The sequence below is a fragment of the Pseudomonas syringae group sp. J248-6 genome (genome assembly GCF_032586995.1).
Classification (GTDB): domain Bacteria; phylum Pseudomonadota; class Gammaproteobacteria; order Pseudomonadales; family Pseudomonadaceae; genus Aquipseudomonas; species Aquipseudomonas amygdali.
On sequence record NZ_JAWHOP010000001.1, the window covers coordinates 374,739 to 397,111 of the forward strand.

At 56.3% G+C, this 22,373-nt stretch carries 11 protein-coding genes; 5 read left to right on the top strand and 6 right to left on the bottom strand.

Annotation, left to right across the window (positions count from 1 at the left end):
- Position 1 precedes the first annotated feature (1 nt).
- Positions 2-1,579 carry an ABC transporter ATP-binding protein gene (locus RYC17_RS01195; RefSeq protein ID WP_316902397.1) on the top strand — a complete coding sequence of 526 codons (1,578 nt, stop codon included), beginning with the start codon at positions 2-4 and terminating at the stop codon, positions 1,577-1,579.
- A gap of 48 nt (positions 1,580-1,627) precedes the next feature.
- Here the strand turns inward: RYC17_RS01195 and RYC17_RS01200 are convergent, their stop codons facing one another.
- The gene (locus RYC17_RS01200) at positions 1,628-2,797 is read right to left on the bottom strand and encodes a PilT/PilU family type 4a pilus ATPase (protein WP_230016303.1); all 1,170 of its coding nucleotides are present in this window, start codon (positions 2,795-2,797) and stop codon (positions 1,628-1,630) included.
- A 123-nt stretch (positions 2,798-2,920) separates the two neighbouring features.
- On the opposite strand from RYC17_RS01200, the gene RYC17_RS01205 reads away from it, so the two are divergent.
- Positions 2,921-3,196 carry a peptidylprolyl isomerase gene (locus tag RYC17_RS01205; RefSeq protein WP_002553334.1) on the top strand — a complete coding sequence of 92 codons (276 nt, stop codon included), beginning with the start codon at positions 2,921-2,923 and terminating at the stop codon, positions 3,194-3,196.
- A 74-nt stretch (positions 3,197-3,270) separates the two neighbouring features.
- Here RYC17_RS01205 and pgm read toward each other — a convergent pair whose 3' ends face one another.
- The 4 genes from pgm to RYC17_RS01225 all read right to left on the bottom strand — a co-directional run bounded on the left by pgm (position 3,271) and on the right by RYC17_RS01225 (position 10,466).
- Positions 3,271-4,917 carry a phosphoglucomutase (alpha-D-glucose-1,6-bisphosphate-dependent) gene (gene pgm, locus RYC17_RS01210; protein ID WP_316902272.1) on the bottom strand — a complete coding sequence of 549 codons (1,647 nt, stop codon included), beginning with the start codon at positions 4,915-4,917 and terminating at the stop codon, positions 3,271-3,273.
- Positions 4,918-5,032: 115 nt separating this feature from the next.
- Positions 5,033-7,360: an ATP-dependent DNA helicase gene (locus RYC17_RS01215; protein ID WP_316902274.1), complete on the bottom strand. Its 2,328-nt coding sequence runs from the start codon at positions 7,358-7,360 to the stop codon at positions 5,033-5,035.
- Between the two features lie 105 nt (positions 7,361-7,465).
- On the bottom strand, positions 7,466-8,872 hold the full coding sequence (locus tag RYC17_RS01220) for a PLP-dependent aminotransferase family protein (RefSeq protein ID WP_316902276.1): 1,407 nt from the start codon (positions 8,870-8,872) through the stop codon (positions 7,466-7,468).
- A gap of 91 nt (positions 8,873-8,963) precedes the next feature.
- The gene (locus RYC17_RS01225; protein ID WP_316902278.1) at positions 8,964-10,466 is read right to left on the bottom strand and encodes a hypothetical protein; all 1,503 of its coding nucleotides are present in this window, start codon (positions 10,464-10,466) and stop codon (positions 8,964-8,966) included.
- Between the two features lie 659 nt (positions 10,467-11,125).
- Between RYC17_RS01225 and RYC17_RS01230 the strand changes: the two genes are divergently transcribed.
- A complete protein-coding gene (locus tag RYC17_RS01230) occupies positions 11,126-18,952 on the top strand; it encodes a neuraminidase-like domain-containing protein (RefSeq protein ID WP_316902280.1) in 7,827 nt (2,608 codons plus the stop codon).
- Positions 18,953-19,004: 52 nt separating this feature from the next.
- Here RYC17_RS01230 and RYC17_RS01235 read toward each other — a convergent pair whose 3' ends face one another.
- Entirely contained in the window at positions 19,005-20,027 is a 1,023-nt protein-coding gene (locus RYC17_RS01235) for a zinc-dependent alcohol dehydrogenase family protein (protein ID WP_316902282.1), read from the bottom strand.
- Between the two features lie 309 nt (positions 20,028-20,336).
- Here RYC17_RS01235 and RYC17_RS01240 point away from each other — a divergent pair, with 309 nt between their 5' ends.
- Both RYC17_RS01240 and RYC17_RS01245 read left to right on the top strand, forming a co-directional pair.
- Positions 20,337-21,251 (top strand): LysR family transcriptional regulator, encoded by a 915-nt coding sequence (locus RYC17_RS01240; protein ID WP_002553328.1) that lies wholly within the window; start codon positions 20,337-20,339, stop codon positions 21,249-21,251.
- Between the two features lie 288 nt (positions 21,252-21,539).
- Positions 21,540-22,331, top strand: coding sequence for a hypothetical protein (locus tag RYC17_RS01245; RefSeq protein WP_058408125.1), 792 nt, complete (start codon positions 21,540-21,542; stop codon positions 22,329-22,331).
- Positions 22,332-22,373 lie beyond the last annotated feature (42 nt).

A 22,373-nucleotide genomic window follows, 5' to 3' on the forward strand; every position in this document is an offset into this window, starting at 1 on the left:
CATGTCGGAAAACCTGATCGAAATCCGCGACCTGAGCGTCGCCTTCAACGGGCAGAAAGTGGTCAGCAACCTGAGCCTGGACGTGCGCCGCGGTGAATGCCTGGCATTGGTGGGTGAATCTGGCTCCGGCAAGTCCGTTACTGCCCATTCGATCCTGCAACTGCTGCCGTGCAACGGCACGCTGACCACCGGCAGCATCACCTACCGGGGTCAACAACTGGTGGGTGCCGACCAGCGCACCCTGCGCGAGCTGCGTGGCAACCGCATTGCGATGATTTTCCAGGAACCGATGACCTCGCTGAACCCGCTGCACAGCGTGGCCCGGCAGATAGGCGAGACGCTGCTGCTGCATCGCGGCATCAGTGGCCGTGAAGCGCAGAAACGCATTGTCGAGCTGCTGGAGCTGGTAGGCATTCAACAGCCGGAAAAACGCCTGAAAGCCTACCCGCACGAACTGTCCGGAGGCCAACGCCAGCGGGTGATGATTGCCATGGCGCTGGCATGCGAGCCGGAACTGCTGGTTGCCGACGAACCGACCACTGCACTGGACGTCACCGTGCAACGCAAGATCCTCTTGCTGCTCAAGGAGCTGCAGCAGCGTCTGGACATGTCACTGCTGCTGATCAGTCATGATCTCAATCTGGTTCATAGCGTGGCGCAGCGCGTCTGCGTCATGCGTGCCGGCGAGATTGTCGAGCAGTCCGATTGCAAGTCGCTGTTCAAATCGCCGCAGCATCCTTATAGCCGCCTGCTGCTGGATGCCGAACCTGCGGGCGAGCCGCTGCCACGCGACACGCGGGAAACGGTTCTGCAGGTCGATAATCTGAAAGTCTGGTTCTCCCTGACCGGCGGCATTCTGCGGCGGCACAAGGAGTACCTCAAGGCGGTGGATGACATCAGCCTGAGTATCGAGCGCGGCAAGACCCTCGGTATCGTTGGCGAATCAGGTTCCGGCAAGTCGACACTGGGCCAGGCGATCCTGCGCCTGCTGGAATCACGCGGCGGTATCCGCTTCCGCGGGCAGGCGCTGGACGGCCTGAGTCAGAAACAGATGCGCCCGTGGCGTAAAGAGATGCAAGTGGTCTTTCAGGACCCTTACGGCAGCCTCAGCCCGCGCATGTCAGTGGCGCAGATCATCAGTGAGGGCCTGGAGGTACACAGCCAGTTCGCCTCTGCCAAATGCGATGCCGAAGTCATTCGGGCGCTTGAAGAAGTCGGCATCGACCCGCAGAGCCGGCATCGCTACCCCCATGAGTTTTCCGGTGGCCAGCGTCAGCGTATCGCCATTGCACGGGCGCTGGTGCTGAAACCCGCGCTGATTCTGCTCGACGAGCCTACCTCGGCGCTGGACCGCACCGTGCAGAAACAAATCGTCGCACTGCTGCGCGAGCTTCAGGAAAAGCACGGCCTGACGTACCTGTTCATCAGTCATGACCTGGCGGTGGTCAAGGCGCTCGCCCATGATGTCATCGTGGTAAAGGACGGCAAGGTTGTCGAGCGCGGTGCCAGCCACGATGTGTTCGAATCACCGCAGCACCCCTATACACAGGAATTGCTGGCTGCTGCGCGCCCTGAATAAACTGGTCCACAACGAAGCTTCTGCCCGGAGCGCAGGAGCTTCACCGATTTACGCCTGCGGCCCCGGCGCGTCGTCATCGACCAGCCCCCACTCGGCGGTACTTGCCGTGCTGCTGCCGGTCGGGGCCGGGGGCGGCGTCGTCAGGCTGGCGACTCCGCCTTCACTGTGCAGTTTGAGGCGCAGACGAACGTTGTTCTGCGAGTCGGCATTCTTCAGCGCCTCCTCCTCGCTGATCGCCCCCTCGACGGCCAGATTGAACAACGCCGTGTCAAAGGTTTGCATACCGAGGCTGCCGGATTTCTCCATGATGCCCTTGAGTTCGGTCAGTTCATTGCGCTGGATCAGGTCGCGAATGGTCGGCGTGCCCATCATCACCTCCACCGCTGCGCGACGTTTGCCGTCCGGGGTTCTAACCAGCCGCTGGGACACGAACGCCTTGAGGTTATTGCCCAGGTCATGCAGCAACTGCGCACGACGCTCTTCCGGGAAGAAGTTGATGATCCGGTCCAGCGCCTGATTGGCGTTGTTGGCATGCAGGGTCGAGATCGCCAGGTGGCCGGTGTCGGCAAACGCCAGCGCATGCTCCATGGTCTCGCGGTCACGAATTTCGCCGATCAGAATCACATCCGGAGCCTGACGTAACGTGTTCTTCAGCGCCGCGCGGAAGCTTCGGGTATCGACCCCCACTTCGCGCTGGTTGACGATGGACTTCTTGTGCCGATGGATAAATTCGACCGGGTCTTCAATGGTGATGATATGGCCGCTGGCGTTGCGATTGCGGTAATCGATCAGCGCCGCCAGCGAGGTCGATTTGCCCGAACCGGTGGCACCGACGAACAACACCAGCCCGTGCTTTTCCATGATCACATCGAGCAGTACGGGCGGCAGGAACAGGTCCTCGAAACGCGGAATATCCAGCTTGATATTCCGCGCGACGATGGACACCTCGTTACGCTGCATGAAGATATTGATCCGGAACCGGCCGATGCCCGCCAGCGAAACGGCAAGGTTCATCTCCAGTTCGCGCAGGAATTCGAGCTTCTGCTCCTCGTCCATCAGCCCCTGAGCAATCAACGCCACCTCGCCAGGCTTGAGGGTTTCACTGCCCAGCGGCTTGAGCACGCCGTTGAACTTGGCGCACGGCGGCGCTCCGGTGGAAAGATACAGGTCCGATCCGTCCTGACTGGCCAGAATCTTCAACAGCGCCGGAAAATCCATAATCAATACCGTACAAAATGAAGTAAAAAGACGACGACCGTCATGACGGCACGCGTGACGCGCGGGCGTCGATCAGCAAGTGCAGGCATAATGGCAGCCTTTTGCAGCAGGTGATATTGCGACATGAAAGCCCAAGCCCGCCATATTCTGGTGAAGACCGCCGAAGAGGCCGAACAGCTCAAGCTGCGCATTGCCAAGGGTGAGGCGTTTGACGTGCTGGCTAAAAAGCATTCTAGCTGCCCGTCCGGCAAACGTGGCGGCGATCTGGGCGAAGTCCGGCCAGGGCAAATGGTCGGTGCCATCGATCAGGTGATCTTCAAGAAGCCGCTACGCGTGGTGCACGGCCCGATCAAAAGCAAATTCGGTTATCACCTGGTGCAGGTCTTCTATCGCGACTGAACCACAGGTCAAAAGCTGAAAAACCCCGAACCGGGTCAGGTTCGAGGTTTTTCGGGCGTTGACCAGAGCGGTGATTACTTCGGCGAAATCGCCCCGTCCACCAGCACTTGAGCTTCTGCTACCAGGCGCTTGAGGTGATCTTCGCTGACAAAACTCTCGGCGTAGATCTTGTAGATGTCCTCGGTGCCTGAAGGGCGTGCCGCAAACCAGCCGTTTTCGGTCATGACTTTCACGCCACCGAACGCCTGATCATTACCCGGTGCGTTGCTGAGTACCTTCTGAATCGGCTCACCCGCCAGTTCGGTGGAAGTCACCTGCTCTGGCGACAGCTTGCTCAGCAGCGCCTTCTGCTGCGGGTTGGCCTTGGCGTCGACGCGGGTCGAGAACGGCTCGCCCAGCTCGTCGGTCATGGTCTTGTACGTTTCGCTCGGGTCACGACCGGTACGGGCAGTCATTTCCGCAGCCAGCAAGGCCGGAATCAGACCGTCCTTGTCAGTGGTCCAGACCGTACCGTCGCGGCGCAGAAACGAGGCTCCAGCGCTTTCTTCACCGCCAAAGCCCAGCGAACCCTCGAACAGGCCCTGCGCGAAATACTTGAAGCCGACCGGCACTTCGTACAGGCGTCGGCCCAGGCGCGCAGCAACACGATCAATCATGCCGCTGCTGACCACCGTCTTGCCGACTGCCGCATCGGCGCGCCACTCAGGACGGTTCTGGAACAGGTAATCGATGGACACCGCCAGGTAGCTGTTAGGCGTCATCAGGCCACCGCTCGGAGTCACGATGCCGTGGCGGTCGTGGTCCGGGTCACAGGCAAATGCCACTTGATAACGGTCCTTGAGACCGATCAGGCTCTGCATGGCATGGCTGGAAGACGGGTCCATACGAATCTGGCCGTCCCAGTCAACGGTCATGAAACGGAACGTAGGGTCGACAAATTTATTGACCACATCCAGGTTCAGGCCGTAATGCTCGCCAATCGCCGACCAGTAGTTCACCCCGGCCCCACCCAGCGGGTCGACACCGAGACGCAGGCCCGAATCGCGAATAGCGTCCAGATCGATGACGTTCTTCAGGTCGGCTACGTAAGTGTTGACGTAATCATGGCGGTGAGTGGTGTCGGCACGCAGCGCTTTTTCATGGCTGATGCGTGAAACGCCAGTGACTTTCCCGGCCAGCAGTTCGTTGGCCTTGTTCTCGATCCACTTGGTGATATCACTGTCAGCCGGGCCGCCATTGGGCGGGTTGTACTTGAAGCCACCGCTTTGCGGCGGGTTGTGCGACGGCGTAATGACGATGCCATCAGCCAGCCCCGAAGTACGGCCACGGTTGTAACAGATAATGGCGTGAGACACGGCAGGGGTTGGCGTGTATTCATCGCCCTGCGAGATCATCACCTCAACGCCGTTGGCGGCCAGCACTTCAAGAGCAGTGGCAGCGGCTGGGGTGGACAACGCATGGGTATCAGCCCCAAGGAACAAAGGGCCGTCGATACCATTTGCCTTACGGTACAGGCAGATCGCCTGGCTGATAGCAAGCACGTGCCACTCGTTGAAGCCCAGATCGAACGACGTGCCACGGTGTCCGGAAGTGCCGAACGCAACGCGTTGAGTGGGCACCGATGCATCAGGCTGACCGGTGTAGTAAGCCGTGACCAGTCTCGGAATATCGACCAGTAACTGCGCAGGTGCCAGCTTGCCGGCGAAAGGACTGAGACTCATACAACCTCCACGAAGAAATGAAATACGGAGAAAAAATAAAGACTTGCTGCAGCTAAAAACATAATCGATGCGGCAGTTTACTGGCAGTTCGACAGCGCTGCTTGAGTATCGATCCCTAGGCCGTTGACGTTTCAGGCCGCCACCACGCCGGAAACAGCTGCTTGACCTTGTGCTCGGCAAAACGATCGTCGATCAGCATCACCACGCCACGATCACTCTGGCTGCGGATCACCCGCCCCGCTGCCTGCACCACCTTCTGCACGCCGGGGTAAAGATAGGTGTAGTCGTAGCCAGCACCGAACAATGCGGCCATACGCAGCTTGAACTGTTCGTTGACCGGGTTGAGCTGCGGCAGCCCCAGCGTGGCGATGAATGCGCCGATCAAACGCGCGCCCGGCAAGTCGATGCCCTCACCAAAGGCACCACCCAGTACGGCAAAACCGATGCCCTGACTGCTCAGGGTAAAGCGGTCGAGAAAAGCATGGCGCTCACTCTCGCCCATGCCCCGCGCCTGCTGCCAGAGGGTGATGTGCGGATGAGTCTGCGCCATCAGTTCAGCCACTTGTTGCAGGTAATCAAAACTGCTGAAAAACGCCAGATAGTTACCCGACCGCGCTTCGAACTGCTCGGCCATCAGCTCGACAATGGGTGCCAGCGAAGCCTGACGATGAGTGAAACGGGTGGAAATGCGGCTGACAATCCGCACGTCGAGTTGGTCGTGATTAAACGGTGATTCCACATCGATCCACGCGGTGTTGACCGGCAGCCCGAGCAGGTCCGCATAGTAATGCCGCGGGTTGAGCGTTGCGGAAAACAGCACGGCGCTGCGCGCGGCGGTCAGCCGCGGCCGGATGAAACGCGCCGGTACTACGTTGCGCAGGCTGAGGCGTGACAAAATGCGCTTGCCGCCCGCCTCGCGCCGGGTGATGTCGAATATGAAATGTTCGTCGAACAGCTCGGCGATGCGCGCAAAGCCGATGGCTTCCAGATAAAACCCCTGCAACGTGCCGTCCACTGCCTGCGGGTGCTCGTTGAAATGATCACCGATGGTCGAGATGCACTGGTTCAGGCTGCCGATGAATTTTTCCGGTGCCGCCGAATACGCCTGATAGGCAGCGGGCTGTACCTTGTGCAGCGCATTCCATTGCCGGTCCAGGCGCTGCAAGGCTTTTTTCACGGGCTCGGGCGACGTCTGGATCAAGGCTTTCAGCTGGCTCTGATCCAGACTGGCGCTGTACATCTGCCGGGCCCGCTCGACCATGTTGTGCGCTTCGTCGACCAGCACCGCCACCCGCCACTGATTGAGCTGGCCGAGGCCGAACAACAGCGCACTGAGGTCGAAGTAATAGTTGTAGTCAGCGATTACCACATCGGCCCAGCGTGCCAGTTCCTGACTTAGGTAATACGGACAGACCTGATGCCGCAGTGCGGCCTCGCGCACGCTGGCCTGATTCAGCCAGGGCGACTCAAGTGCAGCGGCGCGCGCCTCTGGCAGACGATCGTAAAAGCCATTGGCCAGTGGACAGGAATCTCCGTTACAAGCCTTGTCCAGATGCTCGCAGGCCTTGTCCCGCGCCACCAATTCCAGCACCCGCAGCTTTAGCTCCGGCGCACTGTGATTGATGACCTCAAGCGCATCCAGCGCCAACCGACGCCCGGGAGTCTTGGCGGTGAGAAAGAAAATCTTGTCGAGCTGCTGACCGGGCGCCGCCTTGAGCAATGGAAACAGCGTGCCCACCGTCTTGCCGATGCCCGTGGGTGCCTGAGCCATCAGACAACAGCCGGTGCTCACCGCCTTGTACACCGACTCGGCCAGCACCCGTTGCCCGGTTCGAAAGGACGCGTGAGGGAACTTCAGGCTGCCCAGCGTCTTGTGCAGCGCCTGCGTATGCGCCATCTGTTGCTGCGCCCAGCCGAGGAATATCGTGCACTGTTGCTCGAAGAACTGTTGCAGCGTCGTTGCACTGAATGGCTCGCGAATCAGGGTCTCCTGCTCGCTGACAATGTTGAAATACACCAGTGCCAGAGTTACTTGCTCAAGTTGCAGACGCTGGCAAAGCAGCCAGCCGTAGACCTTCACCTGTGCCCAGTGCAATCGACGATGGTTGGCGGGCATCGCATCCAGCTCGCCGCGATAGGTCTTCACTTCTTCCAATTGATTGCGACCGGCGTCGTACCCGTCCGCCCTGCCCCTTACCGTCAGCTCGCGATAATCGCCACTCAACGACAACTCGGCCTGATAATCAGCGCCACGACGCGACGCGACCGTGCGGTGTCCGGCAATCCCTTCCTGAGCCGTGGGCGATGGTGTGAAGCGCAGGTCAAGATCGCCGACCTTGGCGGTGAACTCGCACAGTGCGCGCACGGCCACGACATAATGCGCAGGCGAGTCGCTGATGAGGGCTTGCCCGGAATCGGGTTTTACAGGGGCGGTCGGAATCACTGCGCTGGGAAGCCGTAGGTTGTGAATACTGGACAGGCGTCCAGTTAACAGCCTTGAATCACGTCTGGCAAACATAAATGGATCGACGGCCTGCGATGTAAGTTTCTAGGGCAGACGCGCCTGTGCTAACGCTTCTCCCAACACGCCCAGGCGCGCGGCCGGATCCTGGCTCCAGTCGATGGCGTAGCTGATCCACAAATGCTGCCCGTAGCGGTTTTGCAGGCTGAACAGTTCGCCGGGAGTAATGACGATGCGCTGGGCCAGTAGCCTGTCGAAGACCTGGCGCATGTCCACGGGGTGTACGCTCTCGGCCCAGACGCCACAGCCGCCCTCGGGTACCTGATAACGCAACGTTCCACCCGTCTGTTCATCCAGTTGCCTTGTCATCGACTGCATGCGTCTGGCCAGGGTTTCTCGCAACGCCATCAGTTGCCTGTCCAGACGCCCACTGCTGCACAATCTGGCAATGGCTCGCTGACGAATCGGCGGCAGTTCGAATGCTCGCAGCCAGAAATACTGCTGCCAGCGCACCTCAAGGGTTTTGCACAGCAGGTAGCCGTAAGGAGCTTCAGGCCCAAGGCTCTTGTCAAATGCGCCGATAATCACCAGCCGTTGTGGGTCAACCCAGTGGCGCAAAGGGACCTGCTCGTGAGCAAATTGCACACCCGCATGGCTGTCATTTTCCAGCACCCAGACCTGGTGGCGGTTTAACGCTTGCGCAACGGCCTCGCTGTTACCCGGCGGGCGCAGGCTGCCTCGCACCGGGTTCAGTAAAGAAGGCAACACGGCAAGCCCGATATCATTGTCGCGCAACAGGCTATCGAGTCGAGCAGGATCAAGGCTGCCGGTCTCGTCCAGTGGCAGCTCGATAACGCGGATGTCGAACGATTGCAGCAAGCGCAGCAACGCCCAGGCGCAAGGCGACTCCACCAGCACCACAGCGCCGCGCAGCCCCAGCGTTTCGATAACGGCCTTGAACGCCCCATGCAGGTCCGGGGCGACATAGACATTGTCAGCGTGCCAGCAGTGTTCCGCGTCGCGGGTATAGCGGGCTGCCAGCGCGGTGCGCAGCTCTGGCTCGCCGAACGGCTGAAAACCTGGCTCCCGCAGGCGCGGATAACGGCGAACCAGTTCTTGCTCCATTGCCGGCAGCGGACTTTCCTGTGCATGTAGAAGGGTCGGTTCATCGCACCCCAGCAGCGACATGCCCGGGCGACGGGCGTTATCGCACAGTACGTGCAACAGATCGCCATCGCTGTCAGGGCATGCTCGCCCTTCCCTGTTCCCGCTGCACGGTGCCGAGTAATAGCCGGACTTGGGAAGCGAATAAACGCGCCCTTCCTTTTCCAGCAGCGAATAGGCGCTTTGTACCGTGGATATCGATACGTTCAGTCGCTGCGCCAGCTGTCGCAGTGACGGCATCTTCAGCGCCAGCTCGCCTTGCTGCTGGTCGACCAGCCGCACCAGATAGCGGTAAACCGCCTGATAGGCGAAATCCGTGTTGTTTTTCATCCAGGTATCCGCCGCTCAGCCAGACCAGGCTTCAGAAAATCGCGACATGACTGACGCCGGTTGCCGACAGCAGCCATGATCCGAAACCGGTTCAGCGCCCGGAAAGCATCTCGACCACTGCCTGACCGGTCACCGGGTCAACGGTCATGATTCGGCGTTTGTCAGGATCGGCAGCGCGAATTCTGGCGATGATCGAGTGCGGGTCATCGAAGTTCACCCGTTGTTTGCCGTAGAGGTTTTGCAGCGATTTGAGGTTCAGTCCGCTGATATCCACCAACCACTGCATCACTTGATCCGGGGCCGTCGAGCCTGACAGCGCCTTGTGCAGATCCGGCAGTGCCACCAGCATGCCGGGATGGCAGCGGCGCAGAAATGCTTCCAGGCCATCGCCCTGATTGACGAATGGCGAGAACAGCATGCAGACCAGTTGAGTCTCGTTCAGGCCAAACCCCTCCTGAGCGAAGCCTGAAGCCAGCTCGCGACGCGTCTCGATTCGCGCCCGCCCGGCATAAGCGCTGAGCGCCTGATCGATCAATCGCGGCGGCATCTGCTTTCTGCGCATCAGCGATGTTGCCAGTTCAAGGTATTCGGCTATCCCGTCGGCATAATTGCGCTCTTGCAGGTACTGCGCAGTCAGGCCACGCATATGAGCCATCAGCAAAGGATTGGCGCAATCGGACTCACTGAAGCCGAACGACAAATCATCGAAGCGAAAATCAAGAAATTCGGTCAGCAGATTCCAGTGCTCATCCGCCTTGCAACTGACCAGATCGGCGATGGTGATAAAGGCTGGCGCGTTGGCTTTTTCAGGAACCGCTATGGATCGGTTTGCCCGCGGGCTGTCTTCGCCGTCCCCGTACAGTTCGTGGTAATACGCCTGGCCGATCGTGTCGATGACCTTGAGTACGCCAGTCAGCGTCTGGTTGCCCCAACTGCCCGTGTACTGCCCGGTGCGCTGGGCCAGACGCATGATCCACGTCGCGTACTGCCGCTGCTCCCTGCGTGAATCGCCGCTGACCACAGCATCGACACCGTTACCCCAGCTCAACGCGCGCCCCAGAAATTCCGCCAGCCCCAGATAGCAGGTATTGCAAAACGTGGTGCGCGCGTCACCTGCGGACAGATGTCCACCGAGCAGCATGTCCAGGCGATTCTGCTCGCGCCCTGCGCTGGAAAAAGGCAGATCCGGCTCGAAGGCCTGGGTGTACTGGTTGTCGATCACCAGCGTTTCGACGCGCGGGTCGTCATACAGAAACAATGCTGAATAGGTGCGGTTGATGTTATCCATCACTGCGGGGGTCATGCCCGCGTGACGTCGGTTGGCGACCCGCAAATTGAACGTACCGGGCGATCGACAGGCAATGCTCAACTGGGCGGCGCGCAAAAAGGCCAGCGTGTAGGCACTGTCCTTGCCTCCGCCAAACGCCACCAGCACCTTGAAACCGGAAATTCGCTCGATCCCGCCAGCCGCGACAATCAATCGCTGAATCAACAACTGCAACGCCGTGCGTTCCGCACGGGTGAAATACCCCAGCAAACGTTGCAGCACTTGCTGATAGACGTAATTCATTGCCTGTTCATGGATAGAACTCATTGTGTGTCACCTGCCTGTCGCTCAAGACGCGACACGGTGCAGGCAGAACATTGAACATCAAGCTGACAACCAAGTTTATAGTCGAGCATGACTCATTCCCTGAGTGGTAATTACCGACGCATTATCAATATCTTCAAAACAATTACAATAGACAGTTTTCTTTTGAAAACAACGCAGAATGTTTACATAAGGCGGCCGTATTAGACAACGCGTTTAAACGCCTCACTCATTCAGCAGCCAAGGACTTATTATTTTGCCAATTATACTCCACGCCAGATCCCTCTATAGGAAGCTCCCGGCGAGCAAGAGCGTATCGACATGCAATGATGCTTTTACTCTGCCCTGTAGGAAACACCAGTGGCATTGTGCGCATTCTGACAGATTGATTAAACTTTAATACTCATGTCGCCCACAGCTCCATATTTACCTTCGTTCAGCGAAACTGAACCGGTACTTTCAATGAAGCCATAAAGAGCATCGTGCCCGACGCGGCATTGTCGAGGTGAAATATCACACAGCCGGCATTCAATTGTCTCGATCATCGCCAAAGGTTCTAAGCGGCACTCACCGACATCGACCCACTCTGTCCTAAGCTTGATCAATGCGCTCTGCATTAAAGACGCACAAGGAGTTTTCAAACCCAACAAGGACGTACAACCATGGCCATGCCATTCGCCTTATTCGACAACAGCTCATCCCCTACCTACGCCAGTCTGTTTCCGGAAAACCTAGCGCACACCACCTCCGCGGGCGCACTGGATTCCAGCGACGGGCCTCTCGCCTACCTGAGCGATCTGTATCAACGAGCCATCAAGCTGGAAATAATGGCCGACAACAAGGCCATCAAACTCGGTGTCCGACGCCCTGCGCTGGGCGATCTGCTGCTTGACGAAACCAGCGCCCACCAGACCGTATCCGCGCTAAAACTGGTGATCGATATACTCGCTCATCCCGCGCAGATGCTGGCCGGCATTACACCATTGCCGAATGCCATCGCCGCATCGGGCAGTCATGCAACGCTGCCATTCCATCTGGCTTTCCAGCAAATGCGGGCGGTGCTTGAGCAGAAGGGCATCACGCTGTTCGATGTGCACAAGCTTGCGTCTTATGATTATCCCAACTTCTGCTACCAGAATTTCCGCCAGAAAGACTTGCGCGCGGCCATACTCTCGGGCAGCGGCCTTGACCCGTCCCTGCACACACTGCTGCTGGACAATGAGACTGCGGCAAAAGCCGATTTTTTCAAAACTGCCTACGGCGTAGCCGGTAGCGCAACCGAGGCTCTGCTGGCGATCAGCGATGTAGCCCTGTTTCGCCACCAGACCGGACTGAGCGAACAGGACCTTTACGACCTGCTTGCCCTCAAAAGTACGGACGATGGAAAGCAGACCGGCTTCAGCACCACGGTAAAACGTTCCGAACACCTCCCTGTCGCATCGCAAACAGAGGTTGCAGCCAGTCAGGTTTACGGTGCCTCGTTTATCAACAATGCCAGCAGCCCGGCAATCGCCATTACAGTGCCCGCTGACAGCTCGTCAGGCCAGCAACTGACCAACGTCAGCGCCAGCCATTTCGCCCGCCTGCACAAGCTCATTCACTTGCAGCACTTCCTCGGCATGCCGTTCGCTGACGTCGATACGCTGGTAATGTCCGCCTTGCGTGCAGAAGGTCAAACCAAAGATTTCCACTTTACCGCCAACACGTTGCGAGCAATCAGCGTGTTCCGTTACCTGCATCGTGATTTCAAGGTCAGCGCATGGCAGTTTGCGACCATGCTTGGCGCGTTGCCGGTATATTCGGTGGGTCAGGCATTGCCCGCTCTGGATACCGTATTGGGTGCGCAGGCCGCCAACGGTAACGACAGCAATCAGACCCGAGTGATATTCGATGACGCTGAGTTCGATCTGGATACCGACGCGGGCCAGGCTACGCTGGCGCAGATGTGCTACGCATTGAAGATCGACGAACAGACCGCCAGAGATTTCGTTGCAACTACACAGCGATTCCAGCAACCCGCCGCAAAAGGCGCCCCGGCAAAACTGCCCAAACGATCACTGACCTTGTTTTCTGCGTTATATCGTCAGGTTTACCTGCCGCGCCTGTTGAGGCTATCGCCGCAGGCCGGGGCCGGTCTGATGTCGCTGCTGTTCATCGGCAACGACGACCTGCTCAAGCAACTGGCTGGCGCACCGACGCTTCTTGATAAAGACGATCAGCCGGACATCCTCGACGTGATAATGGCTGCGGTGAACCTCACTCAGTGGGCGAGGCTGCAAAACATCGGTCTGGATCTACTGGCGTTGCTGCTGACGCCCACGCCGGATATCGAGGCGAAAACGCTCCCCGCTCCGGCCGACTGGCTGGAATTGATCACGGAATCTGCAGATCGGCTGGGCAAATCATCGCTGACAGAAGCCAGACTTGCATCATTGGCCGCTGTGCAGCAGGTTGCACTCAAGGAGGACAAGAATACCTGGCTGCAGCTTTTCAACCCTCTGATTGACACAGATGGCTGGGTCAAGGCAATTCCCGTATTCCAGGGCCAGGACCGCTTGGCGGCGATCAATGCTCAGATTTCAATCTGTCTGACGGGCGCGTTAGCACAGAGTGATGCACTGGATGTAGATGCCTACCTCAAAACCGGTGAGGCCTTCGCCGCGCAGATCAATGGGGCGCTGATCGCTCAGGAAGATGTTATCAAGTCGTTGGGGGCGGCGCTGTCAGGCAATAGCAATCAGCCTGGTCGATCGGTATTGAGTGAACAGCACGTATTGCTCCTGTTGCGCTGGCTCGACATCAGTACCGCCACCTTGCTCAATGAAATAAAAAACAACGCAATTCAGGCGGGCAGCCAGAACACGTTCAGCAAAAGCGCATTCGTCATGTGGTCAGAGCTAAAACGCCATGCCGAACTGATCATGCGCTTCAACCTCAGCCCCGCCGGGCTTGAGTTGCTACTGGAATACCCTGAGCAAATGGCCTTGGACAAGTCGGGATCAAGCCTTGACCTGTGCTACCAGCTTTCATGCCTTGGCAATTGGGTCAAACGCGCTCAGGAGACTGGCTATCAGGAGTCCGATGTTCTGGATTATCTGCAGGCCATCAACAGCGATGGAGACGAGTCAACAGGACTTGAAGCGGCAGAGCGGCTGGCCAAGTTGATTGGCTGGAACGCTGAAGAAACGCTGTGTGCCGTGGGGACTACGTATCTGCCGGAGCCAAAGCCTGCGCCAGAGGCCACCAAAGTTATCGTCAAACCAGATCGTAAGACATTTGCCGATTACCTCGCCAGCCTGGACAAGAGCTCCAGAGACACCGTCAACGGGAATGGAGGAGTCTCATATATTGCACAAAACTATTATTGGACCCTGGACATCAACATTGTGTATTCAGGGATAAAGCCGATATTCATGTCGTTTCAAAAATTTTTAAGCGATAACCCTGGACCGCTGATCGTTAGTCCGGATGAGTTCACTGAAGTCTATTCGCAAAATAAGGAAAGAGCTGAGTACCTGAAGAAAAGTGGCAAACTCTTAAAATTTAAAGGTCAGATTCTCGGCTTTACTGACCGCACGCGAACCGGGGACCCTTTAAATGGGCTGCTGAACACGGCACCCAAAGAAGTAGCTGAAGCCAAACCGATTCAGAAGAGAGCTTTCAATGTCGCCGATGTCGATCAGGTCCTGCGCTTACAGTTGCTTTGCCAGAAGACAGGGCTGTCATGCCAGTCGCTTATCGCATTGACTGTACTGGATGCAAAATCATCCTATGGACAGGTTCAGTCACTTGCCACGCTGTTGTTCGCAAGTTGTGATGAGGCCGAGCAGCACGCTATCAATATTCCGCTCAACGAAGCGTGGCGAGATGCACTGGTTGGCTACCTGCTGATCAACTTGCCCAACACGCCTGACTACAGGTTTTCCACTGCTGCCGACGCCGACGATCTGTCCAACTTTCTGCTGACCGATGTGCAGGTTTCCAGTGAAGTCATGACCAGTCAGATGGCGCATGCGACGGCCAGTTTGCAACATTACCTCAGCCGATTTTTCGCACACCTGGAACCGGGTTACGACACAGCGGCGCGGAATATTATTGCTGACGCGGACGACGAATGGCGTCGCTATTGCAACCAGTACGCGCGCTGGCGCAGTTGGCACCAACAGGTCAACCATCCGGAAAACCTTATCCAGCCAGCCTTGCGGCCCGGCAAGAGCCAACCATTCGTCGAGCTGGAAAATGAACTGAATCAGGGCAAACTGACCAACGACATGGTGCAACTCGCGGTGGCTAACTACATCGGCAAGTTCGAGCACGTCAGCAACCTGCAAGTGGTCAGCGGCTACCTCGACGGCTTTGACCCGGTAAGCGATACCTACCATTTCATCGGCAAGACCAACGTCGAACCGACTGAGTACTACTGGCGATCGCTGGATATCAGCAAGCGCGATAATCTGGGGCAACTCAGCCCGCTGGCATGGAGTGAATGGGAGAAAATCGGCTTGCCTCTGAGCGGGCAGATCGTGCAAACACCAACCACAGATGGGCAAACGCTGGATGTGATTCGTCCGATCATCATCGCTGGGCGTCCCTATGTGATCTGGGTCGAACGCTCGACCACTCCGATACCCAGCGCAGACGAAACGAAGCAGACGCCTACAAAGTTCAGAAAAATTACCGTGCATTACTGCTATAAGCAGATAGATGGGCTATGGAGCCCAGCGAATGAGTTGCTGGCCCTGGACGGGACAAAGGATGGCAAGCGTTTAAAAGATGAAAATAACAATTACCTTAAAGACGACACTTACAAACCCGGGCTAATTGCTATTGTGGACGAACATGGCAAGCGCGAGAACGACCCCTGGTTGATCGCATTGCTTTACGATGCAACGACAGAAGACAAGCCTGAAAGAGAGAACCCTGTAAAAGGACAGCCAAAAATACCAGGTAAAAAGAAGGATGCGCTAGGAACGAAAGATTATGATTTTTTTGTTCAGGCACGTGATTTGTTGTTGATTGATGAAAAAGTGATAGGCGAAGAACACCAAAATGAAGAGGACAAGGAAAGCAAACTGCTTACTGCATTGCATACTGAGTACAACGATGCTAGAAGGATTCAGCACGTGTATGTAGGTGACATTTTATCCAGCCAATCCTACAAACTTGAGTTTCAACTTACTGAAAGCGACTTTCCTATAGAATCGACAACAGATTCAACCAAAGGTGAAAACCCCACCATCTTTACAAGAACATATGAAAGAGCAATTATAAATTTTTTCACTGACAGCACAGTACTTATACAGGACTCTGAACACATAAACGGGCTTGAAAATTATATCGCCGAAATACTCGAAGCCATAGGTATCTCGCCACCTACTAAAAATCAAAAAAAAATAGTTTTACAGTTAATGCTCGAATTATTTAACGACATCGGCAACGATAGAGGTAATGAATTTTTGACACGAAACCATTCAGAATTTTTTAAAATAAACAACACAATAAATACACCCGAATACTTAATTAAACACATAAAAACCTTAAACCTTAAAACTGCTTCAACAAACGGAAACTTAACTGTCGCACTACCTTTCACATCGAGCAAAATATCATACGAAAAACGTGTATTCACCACCCACGAGCATCTTGTCACCTTCGTCCCAGTCAAGGCGTCGCCGAGCACGCTATCGACTTATGTAAAAAGACCACTGAACAAAACCTTACGTATTTCATTCAACTTTTTGCAGCAAATACCGCTGCCCAACGGCGCATCGTCTGCCCTTCAGGGTGATGCCGCCTTTGCCTCCATACAGCTGAAAATCCTTACCAAAGCTGCCGCTGACGAAACGTTCGTAGAGCGGGCCAGGAAAGAGGTAGTGGCCAATGGAGAGGCTTTTATCGAAGCAGACCTTGATGAGATTTCACCTGGTACTTACCAGGTGGCGTTGGTGGGGGTGGACCACTGGGTGGTCAATCAACTCCATGAAGTCAAAATAGTCTCGTCTCGAACGTCTACTCTATGGGACTGCAAAATCACCCGCAACCCGGAACAGGCCCTTTACCTGGAACTCAGTGGTATGCAAGACCTCCCGTTCAGCACTATCCGGCTCAACACGTTGTTCGGCAAGCAACTGGTCAGCCGGGCCACGCAGTCGGTTGATCGTGTGCTGGCATGGGATACACAGATGCTACTGGAGCCTGCCATCGACGCCGAAAGTACAGTTTCGGTGGACTTCCATGGTGCCAACGGGCGCTACTTCCGTGAATTATTCCTGCATCTCCCGTTTCTGGTCACCACACGTCTCAGCGAGGAGAAACAGTTTCAGGAGGCGTTACGCTGGTGTACTGAGCACTTGTTTGACCCTTACCGCACTGGCACTGGAGAACATGACCAACCTGCGCTGTGGAGTACTAGGCCGCTTGCCGACATCAGCACAGGCACGTCGCAGCTTGATGATTCTGTCGACCCGGCGATACGGGCCTTCACCTCGTCCCGTCACTACCGGCAGGCAGTATTCCTGTTTCTGGTCGAACACTGGCAGCGCGAGGGTGATCATTATTATCGGCACCTCACCCGTGACAGCCTCACGCAGGCCTGGCTCAGCTATCAGCAGGCGCTCAAGCTGATCGGCCAGATTGCCGAAACATCAAGGGGAGACAGCTGGACGGCTCAACCGTTGAAAGGCATCACCGAAGGGGCGTTCCGTACCCCGCTCAACGCCCGCCTTACCGATCTGCGCAGCACCATCGAACAGCGCCTGTTCAACCTGCGCCACGGCCTGACGCTTGACGGCAAGACAATGCCATTTTTGCCACTCTACGCAACCGACGATCCGTTCAGCCATTCATCCGGGAAAGCCGGTGGACTCAGTTCCACCTATAATAGTGCCTTCGGCCTGATACCGGTCTATCGTTTTCCCGCACTGGTAACGAGGGTGCAGCAAGCAATAAGGGTGTTGACCGACATGGGTCGTCATCTGATGCATCTTATGGAGAGTGAATTTGACACATCACTGTCGGTGCAGCTACAGGACCAGCAAGTCCAGCTTGCTGACTTCACAATAAAGCTCCAGGCAGAAGCGCTCAACGCTGCCCAGGCAGGCAAACAGACGCTGATATCGGGTAAGCATGCAATAGATTTACGGCACACGTTTTATAGGGATCAGGTCTCCGAGGGGAAAACTGATCTTGAGTCTATAGCACTGCGTTGCAAGGTCGATGCTGCGTACATGGAAACTGCGACGTCGTTACCAGAGGCCGTGAAAGGAACGCTTGATGCGCTGCCCAATGTTTTCGGTATGGCAATGGGTGGTCAGGAATTTTCTGCTCCGGTGTCTGCCGCGATTGGTAGTGCTCATGCTTTGAGCAGAGCACTGGCCTTCGCGTCGGACAGATTGACTACCGAGGCCGAATACGAACGTCGCTCAAGAGGCTGGCAACTTGAAGTGGATCTCGCCGCTTTCGAAATGGCGACCCTGAACCAACAAATCGTCGAACAAGACATACTTATAAAATCTGCAGCAATCGCCGTCGAAGAAGCAAAAGCTCAGCGTATTGCAATGCAGGAAGCCTATGTGTCGATGACCACCGGCTTCACTATCATTCCTACCTACAACTGGCTGGTCGCGCGGATGAGCACTGTCTACGCCCCGGCCTACGATGCGGTATTGTCAATGGCTCTCGCCCTCGAAGGCGCCTGGCGCTATGAGATAGGCGACTACGAACATGCGCAGTTCATTCGCACCGGCGGTTGGAATGACAACTTCCGCGGCATGCTGGCCGGAGAGTCATTGCAACTGGATGTGCTGGAGATGGAAGCGGCTTACCTGCAGTCTTCCGAACGGCGCATGAACATTCGCAAAACGGTTTCGCTCAGATCCCAAGTAGGTATAACCGACGACGGTAAATGGCTTAAGACGTTGCAGGAACTGGGCACCAAGCCTCTGATGTTTTCCTTGAGAGCTGCTGACTTCGATCGTAACTATCCCGGGCATTATTTGCGTCAGCTCAAGCATGTGTCGGTGTCCTTCAAGTTGCAATCCAGTGATCCGGACGGCTTGCATAACCTCTGCGCTGTGCTTAACCAGACCGGCAGCACCACGCTGGTCAGACCGGATATCGAAGCCGCCAGGCTTTTGTACGGAACACGCAAGTCCAACCCGTACCTCAAGACCAATCTGCGCGCGCAACAGCAAATCGCGCTGTCTTCCAGCCTGTCGGACGACGGCCGGGGCATAGGCAGCGAAGACTGGCTGTGCGAGCTGATGTTCGACGATGGGCGCTATTTGCCTTTTGAAGGGACAGGCGCGATATCGAACTGGACGCTGGAATTTCCAGATGCAGAAGTTGTGAAGCAATTCATAGGAAAAGACAACAAAGCTGCAGTTACCGACATTCAACTGCACATCGTCTACACCGCCGCAGAGGGTGGCAGTCAGTTCGCGTCATCCATCAAGCAATTATTGAAGGAGCAGGAAACGCCAAACTCCTGAATGCAAAAGCCCTCCAGAACGGAGGGCTTTTTTATTACAGGGCAAAAAAATATTAGACCGACTCGACTTCCAGCACCGCACGCCCACCAATCGGGCAGACGTCCATGTAACGGTGCGCCTGCACCACCTGCTCGAACGGGAAGCTGCGCGTCTGCAACGGCGCAAGTACCTTGTCGGCGGTCATTTGATTGATCTGCTGCAAGGCGCGTTGCAGTGCAGCCTCATCCTGAGTAATACCCAGCTCAGGCTTGCCGGTGAAATTGCCCAGGCAGTGCACGTAGAACTGAATGTTTTTCTGGAACGCAGCGCAGGCCGGGAACGGCGTCTGATTACCGCCTTGCAGGCCATACAACACAAGGCTGCCGCGTGGCGCGAGCACATCACCCATGATCGACATCTGCGGGCCACCGAGGCCATCGAAAACGGCATCGACACCACGGTTTTCGGTGTATTTGTTGATCGCCATCAGCAAATCCTGCTCTTCGGTGACCACCACCTTGTCGGCACCCAGCGACTGTAAATACTCACGGGCATCTTCGGTTTTGGTCGCGGCGATCACCCGAACGCCCAGCGCCTTGCCCAACTGCACGAAAGCAGGACCGGAACAGTGGCTGGCGTCGGTGACCAGCACGGTTTGCCCGGACTTGATACGCGCCAGGTCAACATAGGCAAAGTACGCCACCAGATACGGTGTGTAATGCACGCTGGCCTCGACCGGCGAAAGCACATCCGGGTAGCGAGTCAATGCCCGACGCGGCAATACGATGGTTTCGCCATAGACCGGGTGCTGGTTGGCATCGGCTGCCGGAAAGCTGGCGACCTTGTCGCCGACTTGCAAATCGTCGACCCCATCGCCCAGCGCAGTCACCACGCCAGCCATCTCATAACCCAGGCCGGCAGGCAGCCGGGCATGGGTAGACGCGAGATTTTGTCGCCAGAGAACGTCGTACCAGCTGACACCGATGGCCTGGACGCGCACCTGCACCTCGCCGGTAACAGGCGACGCGACAGGATGCTCTTCGAGCTTGAGCACCTCGGCCGGGCCAAACTGGTGAAAACGGATCGTGCGGGACATTTAGAACCTCGCCTGGTAAACCTTGATGCCACAAACTTTATCCGGGCATTGCCGGGAACACTATCGGTGGCTATTGATAGTCGACATGCCTGTCATCGATTGTGTCCTGTGAGCTGCATGTCGCAGCCAGAAAGCGTCTGGAAGCCACGATGCGTAATGGCCGCCATTGTTCGCATGTCGACGAGACATTGCAAGCCATGTGGACATTCCGTGGCCTTGCCATTAATTTTCCCTGCGCCAGACCCGCATTTGCTCGTACTATCGCACCCTGCTCACGTCCCAACCGACAAATGGCCCGAGATATTCCGCATGAATCGTAACGACCTGCGTCGCGTCGACCTCAATCTGCTCATCGTTTTCGAAACCCTGATGCATGAGCGCAGCGTTACACGTGCGGCGGAAAAGCTGTTTCTGGGCCAGCCAGCCATCAGCGCAGCACTTTCTCGGCTGCGCGGCCTGTTCGATGACCCGTTGTTCGTGCGTACCGGGCGCAGCATGGAGCCCACCGCCCGCGCCACAGAGATATTCGGCCTGCTTTCCCCGGCACTCGACTCCATCTCGACAGCGGTCAGCCGTGCTTCAGAGTTCGACCCGGCCACCAGCACTTCGGTGTTCCGTATCGGTTTGTCGGACGACGTCGAGTTTGCCTTGCTGCCCACCCTGCTCAAACGCCTGCGCTCTGAAGCTCCGGGGATTGTGCTGGTGGTCAGACGCGTCAATTACATCCTCATGCCGCCATTGCTGGCCTCGGGTGAAATCTCGGTCGGCGTCAGCTACACCCAGGACCTGCCTGCAAACGCCAAGCGCAAGGTTCTGCGCAGGAGCAAGCCGCAATTGTTGCGCGCCGACTCGATACCCGGCCCCTTGAGCCTCGACGACTTCTGCGCCCGCCCCCACGCACTGGTCTCCTTCGCCGGCGACCTGAGCGGGTTCATTGACGAGCACCTGGAAAAAATCGACCGCAAACGCCACGTCGTCCTCGCCGTACCACAGTTCAATGGCCTGGCGACACTGCTGACCGGCACCGACATCATCGCCACCGTGCCTGACTATGCCGCGCAGGTACTAACAGCCGCTGGGGGCGTTCGGTCTGAAGACCTGCCGATTGAAACCCGCACGTTCGAACTGCACATGGCCTGGAGGGGCGCGCAGGATAATGACCCGGGAGAGCGTTGGTTGAGGTCGCGGATTCAGATGTTTTTTGGGGATCCGGATAGTCTGTAGGGGTCGGCAGGCAGGCCGTTCAGCTGATCATTTCTACCTTTTCATAGACCATGGAGATCCATTCAATTCCAGTGGATTGCTACATTCGGGGGCATATTTGAGGGCATGCTTTGGATGGTTTCAAAAGGATGCCCCCAGCCTAAGGCCGAGCAGACTATTGATGAGGATAGCTCCGACCGGACTCTCTGTGAGTCGATAGACTGGCCTGAGGCTTTCAGCTGAACGTTGAACATGCAGCCGATTGACTCTCCGACATCACCACCATACGAGCATGATTGAGGATTCAAGATGGCTGAAAACGAGAAATTATGTGCGCTTTGCAACGATGAGCATGATTTACAAGACAGCCATCTCTTGCCAAAGCACTTTTATAAATACATAGATCGAATGAAGAAAAAGGGGACAAAAACTCAGTTCAAGACGGACGACAATCGCCTTAACAATCTCGGACGTCAGGTGACGCAGTATCTGCTTGGTAAAAACTGCGAACGCCGTTTCTCCACATACGGAGAGGACTACTGCGCAAAGCTGATCGCGCCCAGACCAAATGAAATGCCCATCATATATGATCATCTCAAGGGACTTAAAGACTCAAGCCTCTATGCTAAAGATGTTCCAGGCCTAGAATCGAAGAAAATATACTACCTTGCGCTCAGCATCATCTGGAGAGCATCGCAAGAGGGCTGGCCAAACTACAATTCTATATCCTTGCCAGAAGAAGACTCTCTTGCCATCAAGGACTATTTACTGTCGGACGGCGCACCTAACTTCCCAGCAGGCTACTATTTGGAGGTTAGTGTTTCACCACCGACTGATATTTGGACAACAACTTTCCCCACGCGCCTGAAAGACGGCACAATTTTCTTCAACTATAACCATCTCGAATTTCATATCAAAAAAGATCAGTTCTTGTTCGACCTGTATTCGCATCCCAACCAAGGTGCCGTACCAATAATTTATAAGCTGAACAGCAAGCGATCCAAAAATTTGATGACAGGTCAGATGAGGGCGTATAAAAACGCCACAGCATCCAAAAAGGTAGTCAGACTGGGTCAAAATTCGGGGAATACCGAAGCTTAAGAATCCCAAAGCAGTGAGCTAGCACGTTGTGCTCACTCAATC